The sequence below is a fragment of the Paenibacillus sp. WLX1005 genome (genome assembly GCF_046603685.1).
Classification (GTDB): domain Bacteria; phylum Bacillota; class Bacilli; order Paenibacillales; family Paenibacillaceae; genus Saccharibacillus.
The window spans coordinates 2,185,217-2,201,250 of sequence record NZ_CP176756.1; the positions used below are offsets into that span (position 1 = coordinate 2,185,217).

Consider the following 16,034-nt stretch of genomic DNA (forward strand, 5'->3'; position numbering starts at 1 on the left):
TATATACGCGGAATGCAAGGGGATTTGTTCATTCATGACAAGTCTTCCGGCAGGAGCGATAAACAGGGCTTCAATGAATGCCGGTCAGACAGGTATAGCTAAGATCAAGCTAGACGATTATCGTTGTTGCTCATCAGGTAAAGATTATAATTATGATATGCAATTCTGCCACTGCTGTATGTCAGACAGGGCTATGATATAGGGAAAGCTAATTATGCTATGCATGACTCCGCATTCAAGGTATGTTGCAAAGAATGCGGTATACGATAAAGCTATCTGACAGCAGCTATATAGCGATTCTATACAATAGCTGCAACGCCAGTCAGTCTAATGATGCTTATATTGGTTATCATTCTTACTTATGGTATATCTACTGTTCTAGCTAATTTATATGCTCCTGCCTACATGCCAGACTTGTCAGCCCTGCTTATAACATGGGAGAAAAGCTGGATCATTCTAATCATTTCATCAAGTCGTTAGATTTGATCAAGTGGTGCGCAGTCCAGTGGGAACGGGAGCTTCGCGATCGTGTGGCTGTTCTGTGCCATCCAAAATAGCGTTAGAGCCGATGCCGGTTTGTACCCGGTACATTTGACGATATCGTCCATCGATCTCCATCAGCTCTTCATGCGAACCGCGTTCCACAATTTCGCCACGATGCAGTACTAGAATCTGATCTGCGCTGCGAATAGTGGAGAGGCGATGTGCCACGATAAAGGTAGTGCGTCCACGTTTCAATACTTCCAGCGCAGATTGGATCAGCGCTTCTGTCTCTGTATCGATATTGGCGGTTGCTTCATCCAGAATGAGAATGGCTGGATCGTAAGCCAGCGCCCGGGCAAAGGAGATCAATTGACGTTGACCTGCAGATAAGGTACTGCCTTTTTCTACTACTGGTTCGTCAAATCCTTTCGGCAGATCAGACAGAATCTGCTCGGCGCCTACATCGCGTAGCGCCTGTTCCAGCCGTTCGCGACTGATTTGCTCATTATCCAGACTGACATTGGAAGCAATCGTGCCGGTAAAGAGATAGGGATCTTGTAACACAATACCCATATGCTGACGAATCCATTGCTTCGGTAATTCGCGGATATTTTGTCCGTCAATTGTAATGGTGCCTTGCTGTGGATCATAGAAACGGAATAGTAGATTGATGATTGAGCTTTTACCGGAACCGGTATGACCGACCAACGCGACCGTCTGCCCTTGCTTCGCTTCAAAGTCGATGTGCTTGAGCACCGGATCTTTTTTGTAGGCAAATGTCACATCCTGAAACCGGACATTCCCTTTGTAACGTGGCATAGAACCGTCGGTAACGTGTTCGCCTTCTTCATCCAGCAGTTCAAATACACGTCCAGCCGATACCATGGACAGATCCAGTGCAGCCAGCTGATTGACCATACCCGTCATCGGTTGGAACAAGCGTCCCAGCACATCGACAAAGGCGTATAGTACACCAAGTGAAATTGCACTTTCAAAGCTACCAAGCGATGCTGAGCCAAAGTACCACAGCACCAAGGCAAACGTCAGATTTCGCAACACATTCACCAGATTGAACGACGTGAGGGAATTCAGACGCAGCATTTTGTTCTGAAAAAATTGATAGTCATTGTTAAGCTTCTCAAATTCATCCTCTGTCTGCTTTTGCTTACGGAAAATACGGATGATCGACATCCCTTGAATCGATTCATTGATAATCGCATTGATCTCGCTCAACCGTGAACGGATGATGCGATTATATTTGGTAGCGATGTTGCGATACAATATGATCCACAATATCAACAGTGGAACAAGGAATAAACAGACCATGCCGAGTCGGAAATCGAGAATAAACAGAGCGATATACACACCCAGCATATATACAGCACCTGAACTGAAATTGGATAGTACTGCGACGAACAGATCTTTGACGGCCTCTGTATCATTCGTTACCCGCGATACGACTTTACCAGCAGGTAGATTGTCAAAGAACGGCACCGGTAAACGCTGAATATGTGCGTACAGATCAATGCGCAGCTCCTGAATAACTTTATTCGCGGAAGATTGCATCCAATACGTTTTACCAAATTCAGTCACAATCGTAATCAGCAAAAAGATAAAATATAATCCAACCAGCTGATAAATGCCAGGTAGCTCCGGTTGGTAAAAGCTGAACAGCTCTGTGGAAGAGAGCGCCACCGCCGGGTATACTGCCTGTTCTCCCTGTGCAGTACGAATCGTTAGTGTACCATCGTCAAACGTTTTGTCGCCGGTAGTGTTATCCATTGGACCTTCGACAAAATAGAAGGACGTTCCACTTTGCACTACATGTACTTCCAGCCCTTTCGTTTCACCATCGCCCCAGAATCCTTGACGCTTGTAATAAGCACCATTGTATTCCGCAGCATGAGGATCATCCGCCGTTGTCTGGTAAAAAGGCTGGTTAATCGCAAACATATGATTGTCGATAATATTTTTGGCAATAAATGGACCTGCTAGCTCAGCGCCAACGCCGATAACGAGCATGATCAGTGCAACAACAAATGTCTTTTTGGCGCGTAAGGCGTATTGATACAGTCGCCTCGTAATCGTTTTATTGTCCAGCCGGGTTGTCGGCTGTTCGTTCAAATCCTGTGTCTCCAACATTAAGACACCTCCTCATCAAGGGAATCACTCACCTGCTGTCGCTCATATTGCTCATGATACCAGCCTTTGGCAGCCAGCAATTCGGCGTGCGTTCCTTCTTCAATAATGCTTCCTTTGTCCAGCACAACGATATGATCAGCATGTTCTACAGCAGACAGCCGGTGGGTAGCGATCAGTGTCGTTTTGCCAGCGCGTTCGGTACGAATATTTTCAATAATACGTGCTTCGGTACGAGCATCTACCGCGGACAGCGCATCATCCAGTATTAAAATATGGGGCTGCGCGATAAAAGCGCGTGCTAGCGAAACCCGTTGTTTTTGTCCACCTGAGAGGGCGACACCACGCTCACCGACAATGGTATCCAGTCCTTCCGGGAACGTATGCAGATCGGTATCGAAGGCAGCCGTACGAATTGCAGCCATGACATCCTCATCCGAAGCATCTGATTTGCCGAAGCGGATATTGTTGCGTACGCTGCGAGAGAATAGAATTTGCTCCTGTGGTACATAACCAAGCCAGCCGTGCAGCTCGTCTTTGGCGATATGCTGAATCGGTACACCACCAATATTCAGTTCACCGCTGCCTGTTGGATATTCATATAGAAGTTGCTTGAGCAGAGTGGACTTGCCGCTACCGGTTCGCCCAACGACACCAAGCGTTTCGCCAGCTTGAATGCGCAGCGATATATGTTGCAGATTGTCGACAGTAGAGGTCGGATAGCGGAAGACGACGTCATCAAATGTGATTTCATCCGGGTGCTCTACATGCACCGGTTCAGCAATATCCTCTACGTCCGGCTTCACTGCCAGCGTTTCGTTCACACGATCCAACGAGGCATTACCACGCTGCATAATGTTGATTAATTCACCAATGGCGAACATCGGCCAGATCATCATCCCGAGATAAATATTGAAGGACACCAGATCGCCAAGTGTCAGCTGATTGTGGAATACGAGGTACACCCCATAACCAAGACCGATAATATAACTCAGTCCGACAAACAGACGAATCGTCGGCTCGAATAGTCCATCGACTAGAGCAACTGCCAAGTTTTTGCGATATACATCATTCGTAATATGAGTAAACCGTTTCTCATCTTGACGCTCTTGTACATATGCACGAATGACACGCACACCGGCGATCGATTCCAGCACCTGATCATTCATATCACCAAAAGCATCCTGTGCCAGCGTATAACGGGAATGCACAACTTTGCCATAGATAGCCATCGAAATGGCGATAAACGGTAATGGCAAAATCGCAGCCAGTGTCAATTTCCAACTGATCAGAAAGCCCATTGCTAACAGAACAGTGAGCAGATATACCGTAGAGTCGGTCAACGTCAGCATTCCGAATCCAACGGTTACTGCAACCGAGCGCAGATCATTGGTTGCCCGTGCCATCAGATCACCCGTACGACTCCGTTCAAAAAAAGGAGGCGTCATGCGCAGCAGATGAGCCATAAAGCGTTTACGCAGCAGGCGCTCTACCAAATTGGAGCCGCCGAACAGACTGTGCATCCATATATACGTGATGCCATAAATGATCACCACGATCAACGCGATTGCACCTGTATAATACATCAACGCTTGAAACGTAATCGTACCCGAGGAAATTCGGTCAATTGCATCGCCAAGCAATTTGGGCGGTGCTAGTTCAAACACACCTACAATTGCCAGCATGATAATACCGATCAGATAACGTTTTCGTTCGCGGCTGAAAAACCAGCCGAGATTTTTTAAAACAGCAAACATCGTTTCACTACCTTTCCGTTGCATTGCTTCTTCAATGCAGGATATTCATCCTTGTATTCAACAACTGTATGGCTCAAAAGGCAGCCATATCACCCATTCTTTCCTCAAATTCCCTGTAGTAATCCAAAAAAAAGACACGTCGTGTGCAATATGCAAACGACGTGTCCTGTGTAGGTGTCATTAAGCGCACGGTTATGAACAACCGCGCGGATAGTATCATCCATTATGGATACTTTTCAGGTGTGATCTACCGTTCAATCACCGAGAAGAAGAATCTCCATCTGCTGGGTTGCTCCATTGTTCAGTTGTTGGATTGCGTTCATATCATTGCCTTGGTTATGTACAATCATTGGTTGATACATCATGGAGTTCCCCTTTCTTCAGTCAATTGGATAGTAGCAGATGGTAATAACTTGAAACTCTTACTGCCCTGCGTCTGATTGTAGCATTGTAATTTTTGACTTGTCAACGAATTTATTCAATATTTCTTCACAAAATATTCATTTGATGGTGAATTTGTTATCGAAACACGTAAAATTAGTTTACATAAACAAAATGCGAAAATGAAATTATGTTATCTCTGAATACGGATAACAACGCTTTATGATTATCAAGAAGCAAAGTAGCTACATTTCATGTAAACTATACAAAATTGATAAGAACAGACCAGGATAATATTTAGAATTGGATACACCAACTATAGCAGCGAAATACACACAATCGTCGCAAATATAAAGGGATAATTTACTGGAAAAAACACCATTATGACGCTTTGGGGCATGACATGGTATAATATCCACACAGCACGGGTAATGATTACACAAGTGCAATTCAGAAATAGGGAAAGGTGGGATTGATCATGACGATTGCAGTATCCAATGAAGCAGCACAATGGTACAAAAAAGAGCTTGATCTCCAGGAAGGTGATCATATTCGTTTTTATGCGCGCTATAGCAGCAATAGCGATATCCACCCAGGATTCTCACTTGGCATTTCCGTAGAGCCGCCGGTTAGTCCAGGTCTGGAGCAAGAAGCGGAAGGTATTCAATTTTATATGGAATCGCAGGATCTGTGGTATTTGAATGGATATCAGTTAAATGTAGAGTATGTGGATCAGGAGGATGACATCCGTTACGCATATGTGCCGGAGTCGCAGAACGCCTGAATAACAATAACCGATCACCGTATGGATCGTTATCATGCTATAAGGATGGCGCATACGATATTCTAAGGCAATCATAAGCATATTTTTAGACGGGCTTAAGCAGCCCGTCATTTTTTATTCATGAAACTCGTCTATAATTCACTGTATCGAACAGAAGGGATTGTGATTTTCATGACGACACTCGTAATTGTAATGTGGATGATGGTTAGTATACTATTTGCAACAGCAGCCGTTTATTTTACAAAACAAAAAGTATTGCGCGGACGCTATGCAGTATTGTGGCTCTCGACCAGCTTCTCGATGCTCGGTTTGTCGCTACTTAGCCTGTACGGTACAGGATTAACTGCATGAGGTGGAGAACGGAAAAGAGCAGGAAACGAAGAAGATTGGATCAGATGTATGATTTGAATTAAGCAGCTTTCTAAGGGGGAATAGCCGAGGAAAAGCTGCTTTTTGCATATTATCGTTAAATTGTAGTGTCTAAAGGCTTGGGTTTATTGTACTATATTATAAGAATGAGTCATATACTTTCAATTGGATTGTATAACTACGACACATCATACATAGATAGAGATGAGGAATAAAGGAAAAATGAAATATTTGCGCATCATAACTGCAAGTTTAGTTATTTTAGCTGTGAGCAGTGTATGGGGAGTAGCTTACAATTGGATTACACCCAAAGCCCATGCTTCGTCAACAGCGGATCAAGAGATCATATCATCCGATATCACGATTACGTATGATGGCAAGCTGTTGAACAATCAACAAGCCTATTGGAAAAATGGGTACTTGATGATCTCTTTAGAAGCCTTTGTGTTAGAAATGGGTTATACATTTAAAAAAGAGGATATTGAAGGGTATTTAATTTACAATGTTGATGTGGACGATGAACATAATGGATTTAGTATTGACCAAGCCAGTATTTACAAGTATGGATATAGCGAAATGAAAATCTACAATTTCCCTGAAGAAGCGGATACAATCAACGGAAAAATGTATATTCCTATTTTGTCCATAATTAACTATTTTAACGCTGATGCTTCTTACGATCCTACTACTCGTCAGTTAACTATACAGTCATGGAGCAGTTTGGATCAAACTGATTTTGAGAAGCTCTTACAAGCGTATTACGGCAATGGAAGCACGTATCCTTCTTCATCGATCATTGATACTAAAATGAAAAAGAAAGTATTTTACCAGCAGACCCCTTTTTTAAACGCATTACCTTGGCAAGTCAAAGCTAATGTATACAAAATTGAATATATGCGGAGAGACAAAGCAAGGTTATATGTGGAAGGAACGATAGAATCTCCTGTACTTGTTAAAAAGATCAGTGGAGATTTGATGTTACTCAATCGCGGTAAAGGTTGGAAAGTATTTCAAATAATGACCAGCGAGCCTATTGGCTATATTCCAGAATCAGCAATTCCGCTCAAAGAACAATTACTGCAAAATAAACCTCAAACAGTAGCCAATATTCAGCAAGCTTTTGCCCCTTTTATTGATGCATATAATGCTAAAAGTACTACAAAGTTATCTGCTTTATTATCGAGTGAGTATATTCAATATTTAAAAACATACGCCAAACGACCAGGAAGTACAGAAACTTCTCAGTTGTATATAAACAATATAATTCGAGATGTGAATAATGAATATGGTGAGAATCTAACACTGCGAAAAAGTAGTGTATGGTATATTGGAGCCAAACAAGCGATGTTACTAGTTCAGATTGACTCTGTAAAATTTGTCGATTATCAAAATAACAAACCAATCTACAAACAAACAGATAGCTACTGGATTGTATCGATGGATCGCGAAGCCAACGGCAAATGGAAGATTGGGCGCATGAAGCAATTTCAACCAGACCTCGAGTGAGTAGCATCAGACTAGTAAGTAGCAGTATACAGATATGAATGAACTCATCCAACAAAAAGAACCTTCACCGACAATCCGGTGAAGGTTCTTGGGCATGGTTACACAGGCGAAATGCCTTCCAGTGCATACGAGAAATCTTCGATATCGTATACCTGTACAGGTACTTTGGCATCGATCAGGCGCTGGATCATCTCGAACTGGTCAGTCAGCATGGGAGCTTCCTTTTTCAGCGAGGAGAGGATCAGTTCTGTTTCGATAGGATCAAAGGATTCGCCGTAATGTGCATTGTCGAGCGCATTGACGACCGACAGCTGTACCTGATCGCTGAAGACGATGCCTGAGCTTTGTGACCAAGGCATTTGCAGGCAACGCTGAATTTTCTTTTTATTCAGCGGCTCTTCTAGATAGCGAATCAGCTCTTGAATTCGGTCGCGTACTTCACGGTCTTCGACCGGGTTGTTCATAAGCGGCTCTTCGCTCTCTGCGAATTCGTACAGCTCCATAATGGTAGTGTACGGCACAATATAAGTGACCGGTTTATCCGGGTTAAGTAACTGGCCATAGATGGCAATCATGACTGCTTCAATTACAAACGCCTGGGACATGGGAAATCCTCCTGGAAATGCATACGTGTATACATAGTTGAATGTCAGCCTACATGGAAAGGCTGGTATTGGAAGTATATCATATCCTGCTGTTGGCGATAACCTTCAACTTCACAACACGTCCAAGCCTGCTGTTTCATTCGTGTACATGAATAGCTCCGCACATAAACGAAGCGGCAAATTTATGTGTAGATTACGATCTGCCGATTAGTAACGATAGTAAACCAGCTGCAATCAATGGGCCGACCGGTACACCTTTGAAAAAGGCAACCCCAAGTAACGTCCCGATCAACAGCCCTGCTACAACGGTCGGCTGATTGGTCATCAGTATCGTTCCGCGTCCGCCGAGATAAGCAACAAATAGACCGATACCAACCGCTGCAAGCGATTTCCAGCTCAGAAAAGAGTTCCAAATCACATCCATCGAGATTCTGCCGCTGGCAAGTGGCGTCATGACACCAATCGTCAAAATTGTAATCCCAATCGTTAGTCCGTATTTTTCCAGCCACGGAAACGCTTGATTCCAGCCGAGCACACGAACTAGCAACAGTACCAACATTGCGATGGTGACCGTTGTATTTTTGCCGACGATCCCGAGTCCTGCCATGACTAGCAGCACGAGAGCAGGCATATCGATAGCGCCCATAGTTATTCACCCTTTCCAGTTATGCTGCTCCCGTATCATCAGGAGTTGGCAACGATATGCTTGGCGATCAGTGCACCATGGCGGCGTCCCGTTTCAATAAACACTTCGTTTGCATTACGACCGGAGGCGATAACACCAGCGACGTACAGACCTTCGATATTTGTTTCCATCGTATCCGGGTCAAAGCGAGGCTTGTCCATATCGTCACTCATTGTTACACCCATCGAAGTGATTAATTTGCGATCAGGGCGGAAGCCAGTCATCGCGAGTACGAAGTCATTGTGCAGCATCTCGATTTTACCGTCATTATGGGTTAACTCAACTTCCGAGTCATGAATTTCGGTCACACGCGCATTCAGATGAAGCGCGATTTTGCCTTTCATAACCAGACTTTCAAAAATAGGACGCACCCATGATTTGATATTGGCGGACAGATCATTGCCACGATAGACCATATCGACTTTGGCACCGACGCGCACAATTTCTAGCGCAGCATCGACTGCGGAGTTACTGCCCCCAATAATCGCTACACGCATACCGGTATACGGATGAGCTTCGCGGAAATAATGAGTAACTTTGTCCAGATCTTCGCCCGGAATACCCAGATAGTTCGGATGGTCAAAATAACCGGTGGAAATGATCACTTTGCGCGCTTCATACGTATGCTGTTGCCCCTGACGATTCACCGTATGCAGGGAGAACGTACCGTTCTCGTGGCGCTCTATGCCTGTCGCTTCGGTATATGGCTGAATATTCAATTTGTAATGTTCCGCAGCACGGCGATAATATGCCAGCGCTTCATGTCGGAATGGCTTCTCATTAGGAGATGGAAACGGCAAATTGCCAATTTCCAGCAATTCTGCTGTACTGAAAAATTGCATATTGGTCGGGTACAGGAAAATCGAGTGCACCACATTGTACTTTTCAATCACTAACGTATTCAAACCGAGGCGCTCACATTCAATCGCTGCGGATAAGCCGCATGGACCAGCGCCCACAATAATAACATCTTGCATCACAGGGTCATTCTCCTTCCATTTCCTTAAAATCTGTCTATAAAAACGCTACTTTTTATCATACCATATTTGGAGGGAAACGGCAGAACTCTAACGTATAGCGTATCTTCTATATGATAAGGAGATAGTAGAGAAGGAACATGTTCATGCAAGATGCTACGATAGGGCTATAGATTACGCTGAGTCGCTTTAGTCAGACAGAACTATTTTGTCAGAAACGCGCATGAATTTGTAAAATCGTGCATCATTTATTGTAAAATGCGGTATAGTTATAGTAAGGAAAGCAAAAAAGGAAGTATTCCTTGTATGTATAACTGAAAACGTTTTCTGTCGTGTCCCTTGTGCACCCACTCTCAGGGAGGAGAGATTGTGATGTCTATACTGGAACGCTTGAAAGGCAGAAGCAAAAAGATCGGAGGCGGAATGCCCTCAGTTCATGTAACAATGGACGAATTGCGCAGCGCGGTATTGCAGTTTGAACGCGATATGGGCGATGGTATCAATCGTACCGTATTAATGCAGGAGGATGGAACACTTGATTTGTCCAGATTGAACCGTTATCTGGGCGGGCAATGTGATCAGAAGTTTTATCTATCTCGTGAGACATTTGAGTTGTTTGAAGAACAGGAGCGGCATATTCCGTACCATCTGGATCGTGTACAATGGGCGGTGGACGACTATGCTAGTGAAACCGGGAAAATGCCAGTGATCGAGGATTCACCGCACTTTGAGGTGGATTGCCGTAAGCTGTATCAGCAGCGCTATTTACACGAAATTCCTGACTTTCGCGTATTCGTCACCGATCAGGAAATGATGGTCACCCATCGTGAGCCAGCTATTTTACCGGAGAGTAAAGCACAGACAGATAAAAACTATGTGCTGTTGTAATGCGTATCATAAGATGAGAATACAGATGAATACCTTGACCCGGCTGTCATGCAGTCGGGTTTTTGATGTTTACATATGCGGTATAATAAGCTGTAGTATGTATAGAAATGTGAAGCAAGGAATTGCCAAAGACAGGAGCAGAATGATGACACAACAACCAATCAAAGCAGTGATTTTCGATTTGGACAATACATTAATGGATCGGGATTATACGTTTCGCGCTTTTTCCGAGCGATTGATTCGCGATTATCTGGGTCATCTGAATGAGGAGCAGGTGCGTGACATCATCGGGTATATGCGTATTGCTGATGCAGACGGATATCGAGATAAGCGGGGGTTTTTTGAGGAATTGGTAGAGCGTTTGCCATGGTCGGAAAAGCCAGATGCAGATGGTCTATTTGCGTATTATGATGAGCATTATATGAAGGAAGCGCGCCTGATGAATCATGCGCTGGAAGCGATTCAGGCTTGTCGCGAGCAGGGGTATAAGCTGGGCATGTTGACCAATGGACGTTATGAGGTGCAGTTTGGCAAAGTGAAGCATCTGGGGCTGGAATCGTATTTTGATGTGATTTTGACATCAGGTGAAGCGGGAATCAACAAGCCAGATAAGCGGATTTATGAGATGGTGCTGGAGCGATTGGGTACGAGTGGAGAAGAGACGGTATTTGTAGGGGATCATCCAGAGAATGATATTTGGGGTGCAGCGCAGGTGGGGATGAGAGGGATTTTCTTACGGCGTAGTTTTGAGTGGGATGGTAGTCTGGGATTAGAGCCGTGGAAGCGGATTGAGCAGTTGGATGAGTTGGCAGGGATTTGGGATCAAGAATAGATAGGCTATCGTAGTTTGCTTACAACAGGGTCTCCATTGTTAATAGTATTGGAGACTCTTTGTAATCGAGTGGAACTACATAAAACAGTTGCTAAATAGAATCGTTACGCTTAAACTGTTGATATATCAACGTTGATATATCAACAGATATGAATGCTTATTATCGAATATATCATCTTCAATACAAAAGGAGAATCAACGATGACAAAAACTGCTTTCGTTACTGGTGCTAACAAAGGGATTGGATACGAAATTGCCAAACGTCTGTTGGAAGAAGGATATCGTGTTCTAGTAGGTGCACGTAATCAAGAGCGTGGCGAAGCAGCAGTAGCGGCTCTGCAAGCATTTGGTGATGCACATTTGATCGTGTTGGATATTGCTGATTTGCAAAGTATTGATCGTGCAGTTGCAACGATTACGAACCAGTATCCAGAGCTGTCCTTATTAGTAAATAATGCCGGTATTCCGGGTGATATGCACAAAGTTGGCTGGGAATTCGATGTTGAAGAACTTCAAGCCACGCATCGCGTTAATTTTATCGGACCATTTGCACTTTCAAAAGGATTGCTGCCGTTGCTAATTGCAAACAAAGGAACGATTCAAAACATAAGCATACCTATTGAACCTTTGCCTTACTTTAATACCTTTGCATATACAACTTCCAAAGCTCCTCTAAATGTAATGACCAAGTCTTGGGGAATGAGCTTTGAGAAAGAAAATCTACCTGTAACTATTTTTGCCGTAATGCCCGGTGGCGTTACGACAGATTTAAATGGAAATATGACAGGCGATTTTATGAAAACTCCGGCTCAGGCTGCCCAATTGATTGTTGGTTTTCTTTTGGATGGCGAGAATCATAATGGACAGGTTATTAATTATGATGGTACGTTAGCAGTATATTGAATAGAAGGTTAATGGAATATCCTTTTAGCACGACGCTCTTTCGAATCGGGAAGAGCGTCGTTTCTTTTCATAAGATCGACGTACAAGGCAATTTACTTGTAAAAAAGGATTTTAAGTTGTATATTGGCAAGTACATTATGAGCCTTTACCTACAAATTATGTATATGAAAGATGTGATATTTTGAGTCAGGAACGGTCGAAGGAGTCTCAATTATTGTATCAAATGTATCGCGTGAATAATGCTATAAACACGACGTTTGATGCTTACATTAGTATTAGCCAGTCTCGTTTTGAAATACTGGCATTGTTATGTCAAGAGAACGAAATCAGTCAGGGAGATTTACAAAAAAAAGTAACTTTGGATAAGGCAGCAGTTGCTCGACATCTCAAGCAACTTGAAGCCTCTAAGCTGGTGACACGAAGAAAAAAAGAAGGCGACAACCGCATAACTTTAGTTCAATTGACCGATCAGGGCAAACAATTAATTGAAACTTCTCAGCAAGAAAAAGAGCAGTTTGCAAAGGACTTGTTACATGGTATTAGCGCAGAAGAATTCGATACACTACAAACTATTTTGGCGCAATTAAATACAAATATCGATCAGTTGCATGGCAAAGGTGAACGAAAATAGGAGAGATTATCGTATGCAATTTAACACGATTGGATTGACAATGAAACCACTATTAGTAGAACATGCGGAAGCGTTGTTACAGCTTCGGCTGGATAATCGCGAATATATGAGCAGATACGATCCGATTCGACCGGAGCATTATTGGACCATCGAGACTCAGCGTGAGTTGCTGGCGAATGGGCAATTGCAGTATGAGCAAGGCATTGGGTATACATTTGGCATGTTTACAAATGATACGGGGCAGCTTATTGGCAGAATCGAAATGAGCGGAGTATCGCGCGGACCTTTTCAAAATGCGAATATCGGCTATTTTGTAGATACGCGGCATCATGGACAGGGGTATGCGACAGAAGCAGTGCGCTGGTGTGTGCAGTTTGCTTTTCGGGAAGCGGGATTGCATCGTCTGCAAGCAGGTGTGATGACGTGGAATACGCCATCCAGTCGTGTGTTAGAAAAATCGGGCTTTCGTCGCGAGGGACTGGCGGAGCGCTATCTCTGCATCAATGGCAAATGGGAAGACCATGTGTTATATGCGATTACATCAGAAGAAATCTGAGTATTGCTATAATTGGAAGAATTCATACACAGAAACAATCACGGCACAAAGCCAAACACAAAGCCAAACACAAAGCCAAACACAAAGCCATCCCCGAGTTAAACCTGTATTGGTTTGCATCTTAGGGATGGCTTTGGCTATATGCATTATAGGAAGGTCAGTAATAATAACATTTGAATTTTTATACTACTGTTCTCTCGCAGATGGTGCATATCTACAAGAATGTTACATAGTTCTCAGAACGTTTGAAAAGAAAGAGCTTTAGCGCACAACGTCATTGTATTATTCGTACACCCTTATTCCAATCCAAAGTATTCATATGCAAACCAGTAGTAATCGTTACTTACTGTCATCCACCTTCGCATCATCAGAATGAGTATCGTCCGCTTGATTGTCTGCATTCGGCTGGATTTTGCCAGTCAGCTCCAGAGCATTGTACAGCATCACTGCTGCTTCTGCGCGCGTAATCGGCACATCTGGGCGGAAGTTGCCTTCTGCATCGACACTAGCAATATCGCTGTCGATGACTTGAGACAGGACATCGCGCTGAGAATCGTTCAATGAGTCATCATCTTTGATTGTTATCGCCTCATCTTGCAAGGCACCTGTCGCGCCGCCAGATTCATGAATATCCGGGTCAAGCTGCTCAACACCTTGCCACAGCAAAGAGGCAAACTGCACCCGGCTCATCGTAGCGCTTGTATCGATACTTTGCGCCAGTTCGAGGCCGTTCAACTGGGCAATCATCATATCCGTGCTATACCATGCGCTATCATCCATCCCTATAAAATAGTCGCTTGCCTTAGGAGCCTTGATAAACCGGAGATTGTCGATATTCAAATCCAAACCTTTCACTAGAAAGGCAACACCTTGCGCATTGGTCAATGGTGCATCCGGCTGAAATTCGGTTCCGGTGATACCCGCAATGATGTCATGAGTTTTCAAGTATTGGATCTCCTCTCTGCCGTTAGTTTGTTCCAGATCGTCAAAAGCAAGAGCATTACCCGGTGCAGCAATCAGCAGCGCACCGGTGAGTCCGATCATCCATTTACGAATAAACATCATACTCACTCCATTCTGATCATGATGGATCTGAAGACGTTATCCTATTAGGTTGTATATTGATTTTAGTGTAATTGAAATTCCAATTCCTGTATATATGGAAACAAGGAAGAGGAAATTTTTGATTTTTTCGGTCACAACGGTTAAGTTATATAATAGGGTGTTTCGCAAAAGTACGTGCTGTTATGCAGATATATGATATATCTGCCTTTGCAGCCATCACGGAGTTGGTATAACAAAAACAGGTAACTTATTGGAGGAGAATAGTATGGCTAATCCATCTCAACGTTTGCTCGTGTTTGCGGGCTCTTATGCAGAAGCTGCTGATCCTGGCGTATATGTGTATGAATGTAATGAACAAACTGGTGAATTGACAGCGACGGATTCCTTTTCCGGTATCCAGAATCCAACCTTCCTGAATGTGGATGCAGCGTCCAAACGTCTGTATGCACTCGGTGAGACCGTATCTGAAACGGGTGCAAAAGGCAAAGGCGGCGAAGCAGCTGCATTTGCAATTGATGCAGCTACCGGTAAGCTGGAACTGCTGAATCGTGTTCGAACAATCGATGGTCCACCATGCCATATTCAACGTTCCGACGACAACCGTTATTTGACAATGGTCAGCTATCATGGCGGTATGGTCGGTTTGATTTCGCTAAAAGAAGATGGCAGTGTAGGCGAGCTACTGGACGTGCATCAGCATGAAGGACACAGTGTTGATCCGCAAAATCAGGATCGTCCACATCCACACTCTACCTTTTTCGATCCATCTGGCAAATACTTGATCGTACAGGATCTCGGTCTGGATCGTGTGCGTACGTATGAACTGAAACCAGAATCGAACGAATTGAAATTTACAGTTGATGTAGCGGCAACACCGGGCGCAGGACCGCGTCACCTCGTATTCCATCCAAACGGTCAGTTTGCGTTTGTGATCAACGAGTTGAATTCGACAGTCACTTCCTATCGTTATGATGCGGGTGTGCTGAACGAAGTACAGAGTATTCCGACATTGCCTGCTGACTACGATGGCTTCAATGGCTGCGCGGAGATTGCCATTTCGGAAGATGGTCGTTATCTGTATGGCTCGAACCGTGGACATGACAGCATCGTACAGTACGCGGTGAACAGCGAGACTGGCAAACTGACGCTGGTACAGCATGTATCGACCGAAGGTGGTCATCCACGTCACTTCTCACTGCTGCCAGGTGGCAAATATGCGTTGGTAGCTAACCGCGACGGCAACAACATCGTTGTGTTTGCAATCGATAGTGAAAGTGGCAAGCTGAGCTATACTGGCAAAAGTGCAGAAGTATCCAAACCGGTATGTGTCTGGGGCGCGTATTTCTAAATCATTGTAGTAGTAATCTTTGTTTACTCTTTCGTTTATGAAAGTATAGGTCTACTATAAAAGCTTATATCTAAAAAAGCATATGTCTAACAAATGCTTTAACCGCTCTACCAGCTAGTAGGGAC

At 43.9% G+C, this 16,034-nt stretch carries 15 protein-coding genes; 9 read left to right on the forward strand and 6 right to left on the reverse strand.

Annotation, left to right across the window (positions count from 1 at the left end):
• Positions 1-486: 486 nt before the first annotated feature.
• Both ACE3MZ_RS09510 and ACE3MZ_RS09515 read right to left on the reverse strand, forming a co-directional pair.
• A complete protein-coding gene (locus ACE3MZ_RS09510; protein WP_411346192.1) occupies positions 487-2,625 on the reverse strand; it encodes an ABC transporter ATP-binding protein in 2,139 nt (712 codons plus the stop codon).
• On the reverse strand, positions 2,625-4,379 hold the full coding sequence (locus ACE3MZ_RS09515) for an ABC transporter ATP-binding protein (protein ID WP_411346193.1): 1,755 nt from the start codon (positions 4,377-4,379) through the stop codon (positions 2,625-2,627). Before ACE3MZ_RS09515 ends, ACE3MZ_RS09510 begins: the two co-directional genes overlap by 1 nt.
• Before the next feature lie 859 nt (positions 4,380-5,238).
• Here ACE3MZ_RS09515 and ACE3MZ_RS09520 point away from each other — a divergent pair.
• The 3 genes from ACE3MZ_RS09520 to ACE3MZ_RS09530 all read left to right on the forward strand — a co-directional run bounded on the left by ACE3MZ_RS09520 (position 5,239) and on the right by ACE3MZ_RS09530 (position 7,419).
• Positions 5,239-5,544, forward strand: a complete 306-nt coding sequence (locus ACE3MZ_RS09520) for a HesB/YadR/YfhF family protein (RefSeq protein ID WP_411346194.1) — start codon at positions 5,239-5,241, stop codon at positions 5,542-5,544.
• Positions 5,545-5,715: 171 nt separating this feature from the next.
• Positions 5,716-5,895 (forward strand): hypothetical protein, encoded by a 180-nt coding sequence (locus ACE3MZ_RS09525; RefSeq protein ID WP_411346195.1) that lies wholly within the window; start codon positions 5,716-5,718, stop codon positions 5,893-5,895.
• 240 nt (positions 5,896-6,135) lie between these two features.
• Positions 6,136-7,419, forward strand: coding sequence for a hypothetical protein (locus ACE3MZ_RS09530; RefSeq protein WP_411346196.1), 1,284 nt, complete (start codon positions 6,136-6,138; stop codon positions 7,417-7,419).
• Positions 7,420-7,517: 98 nt separating this feature from the next.
• Here the strand turns inward: ACE3MZ_RS09530 and ACE3MZ_RS09535 are convergent, their stop codons facing one another.
• The 3 genes from ACE3MZ_RS09535 to ACE3MZ_RS09545 all read right to left on the reverse strand — a co-directional run bounded on the left by ACE3MZ_RS09535 (position 7,518) and on the right by ACE3MZ_RS09545 (position 9,686).
• A complete protein-coding gene (locus ACE3MZ_RS09535; protein ID WP_411346197.1) occupies positions 7,518-8,024 on the reverse strand; it encodes an ADP-heptose synthase in 507 nt (168 codons plus the stop codon).
• 193 nt (positions 8,025-8,217) lie between these two features.
• Positions 8,218-8,670 (reverse strand): DUF441 domain-containing protein, encoded by a 453-nt coding sequence (locus ACE3MZ_RS09540; RefSeq protein ID WP_411346198.1) that lies wholly within the window; start codon positions 8,668-8,670, stop codon positions 8,218-8,220.
• 38 nt (positions 8,671-8,708) lie between these two features.
• Positions 8,709-9,686: a YpdA family putative bacillithiol disulfide reductase gene (locus ACE3MZ_RS09545; RefSeq protein WP_411346748.1), complete on the reverse strand. Its 978-nt coding sequence runs from the start codon at positions 9,684-9,686 to the stop codon at positions 8,709-8,711.
• Between the two features lie 372 nt (positions 9,687-10,058).
• Here ACE3MZ_RS09545 and ACE3MZ_RS09550 point away from each other — a divergent pair, with 372 nt between their 5' ends.
• The 5 genes from ACE3MZ_RS09550 to ACE3MZ_RS09570 all read left to right on the forward strand — a co-directional run bounded on the left by ACE3MZ_RS09550 (position 10,059) and on the right by ACE3MZ_RS09570 (position 13,496).
• The gene (locus tag ACE3MZ_RS09550) at positions 10,059-10,574 is read left to right on the forward strand and encodes a DUF3939 domain-containing protein (RefSeq protein WP_411346199.1); all 516 of its coding nucleotides are present in this window, start codon (positions 10,059-10,061) and stop codon (positions 10,572-10,574) included.
• 142 nt (positions 10,575-10,716) lie between these two features.
• On the forward strand, positions 10,717-11,406 hold the full coding sequence (locus ACE3MZ_RS09555) for an HAD family hydrolase (RefSeq protein WP_411346200.1): 690 nt from the start codon (positions 10,717-10,719) through the stop codon (positions 11,404-11,406).
• Positions 11,407-11,607: 201 nt separating this feature from the next.
• Entirely contained in the window at positions 11,608-12,309 is a 702-nt protein-coding gene (locus ACE3MZ_RS09560; RefSeq protein WP_411346201.1) for an SDR family NAD(P)-dependent oxidoreductase, read from the forward strand.
• A gap of 223 nt (positions 12,310-12,532) precedes the next feature.
• Entirely contained in the window at positions 12,533-12,940 is a 408-nt protein-coding gene (locus ACE3MZ_RS09565) for a MarR family winged helix-turn-helix transcriptional regulator (RefSeq protein WP_411346749.1), read from the forward strand.
• A 13-nt stretch (positions 12,941-12,953) separates the two neighbouring features.
• Positions 12,954-13,496: a GNAT family N-acetyltransferase gene (locus ACE3MZ_RS09570; protein WP_411346202.1), complete on the forward strand. Its 543-nt coding sequence runs from the start codon at positions 12,954-12,956 to the stop codon at positions 13,494-13,496.
• A 339-nt stretch (positions 13,497-13,835) separates the two neighbouring features.
• Here the strand turns inward: ACE3MZ_RS09570 and ACE3MZ_RS09575 are convergent, their stop codons facing one another.
• A complete protein-coding gene (locus ACE3MZ_RS09575; RefSeq protein ID WP_411346203.1) occupies positions 13,836-14,561 on the reverse strand; it encodes an S-layer homology domain-containing protein in 726 nt (241 codons plus the stop codon).
• 265 nt (positions 14,562-14,826) lie between these two features.
• Between ACE3MZ_RS09575 and ACE3MZ_RS09580 the strand changes: the two genes are divergently transcribed.
• Complete coding sequence (locus ACE3MZ_RS09580; RefSeq protein ID WP_411346204.1) at positions 14,827-15,909, forward strand: lactonase family protein; 1,083 nt, start codon at positions 14,827-14,829, stop codon at positions 15,907-15,909.
• Positions 15,910-16,034 lie beyond the last annotated feature (125 nt).

What these genes read in the sequence shown, in the direction of transcription:
- ACE3MZ_RS09510 (WP_411346192.1), bottom strand. Translation starts at nt 2,625, where the DNA reads ATGTTGGAGACACAGGATTTGAACGAACAGCCGACAACCCGGCTGGAC.
- ACE3MZ_RS09515 (WP_411346193.1), bottom strand. Translation starts at nt 4,379, where the DNA reads ATGTTTGCTGTTTTAAAAAATCTCGGCTGGTTTTTCAGCCGCGAACGA.
- ACE3MZ_RS09520 (WP_411346194.1), top strand. Translation starts at nt 5,239, where the DNA reads ATGACGATTGCAGTATCCAATGAAGCAGCACAATGGTACAAAAAAGAG.
- ACE3MZ_RS09525 (WP_411346195.1), top strand. Translation starts at nt 5,716, where the DNA reads ATGACGACACTCGTAATTGTAATGTGGATGATGGTTAGTATACTATTT.
- ACE3MZ_RS09530 (WP_411346196.1), top strand. Translation starts at nt 6,136, where the DNA reads ATGAAATATTTGCGCATCATAACTGCAAGTTTAGTTATTTTAGCTGTG.
- ACE3MZ_RS09535 (WP_411346197.1), bottom strand. Translation starts at nt 8,024, where the DNA reads ATGTCCCAGGCGTTTGTAATTGAAGCAGTCATGATTGCCATCTATGGC.
- ACE3MZ_RS09540 (WP_411346198.1), bottom strand. Translation starts at nt 8,670, where the DNA reads ATGGGCGCTATCGATATGCCTGCTCTCGTGCTGCTAGTCATGGCAGGA.
- ACE3MZ_RS09545 (WP_411346748.1), bottom strand. Translation starts at nt 9,686, where the DNA reads ATGCAAGATGTTATTATTGTGGGCGCTGGTCCATGCGGCTTATCCGCA.
- ACE3MZ_RS09550 (WP_411346199.1), top strand. Translation starts at nt 10,059, where the DNA reads ATGTCTATACTGGAACGCTTGAAAGGCAGAAGCAAAAAGATCGGAGGC.
- ACE3MZ_RS09555 (WP_411346200.1), top strand. Translation starts at nt 10,717, where the DNA reads ATGATGACACAACAACCAATCAAAGCAGTGATTTTCGATTTGGACAAT.
- ACE3MZ_RS09560 (WP_411346201.1), top strand. Translation starts at nt 11,608, where the DNA reads ATGACAAAAACTGCTTTCGTTACTGGTGCTAACAAAGGGATTGGATAC.
- ACE3MZ_RS09565 (WP_411346749.1), top strand. Translation starts at nt 12,533, where the DNA reads ATGTATCGCGTGAATAATGCTATAAACACGACGTTTGATGCTTACATT.
- ACE3MZ_RS09570 (WP_411346202.1), top strand. Translation starts at nt 12,954, where the DNA reads ATGCAATTTAACACGATTGGATTGACAATGAAACCACTATTAGTAGAA.
- ACE3MZ_RS09575 (WP_411346203.1), bottom strand. Translation starts at nt 14,561, where the DNA reads ATGATGTTTATTCGTAAATGGATGATCGGACTCACCGGTGCGCTGCTG.
- ACE3MZ_RS09580 (WP_411346204.1), top strand. Translation starts at nt 14,827, where the DNA reads ATGGCTAATCCATCTCAACGTTTGCTCGTGTTTGCGGGCTCTTATGCA.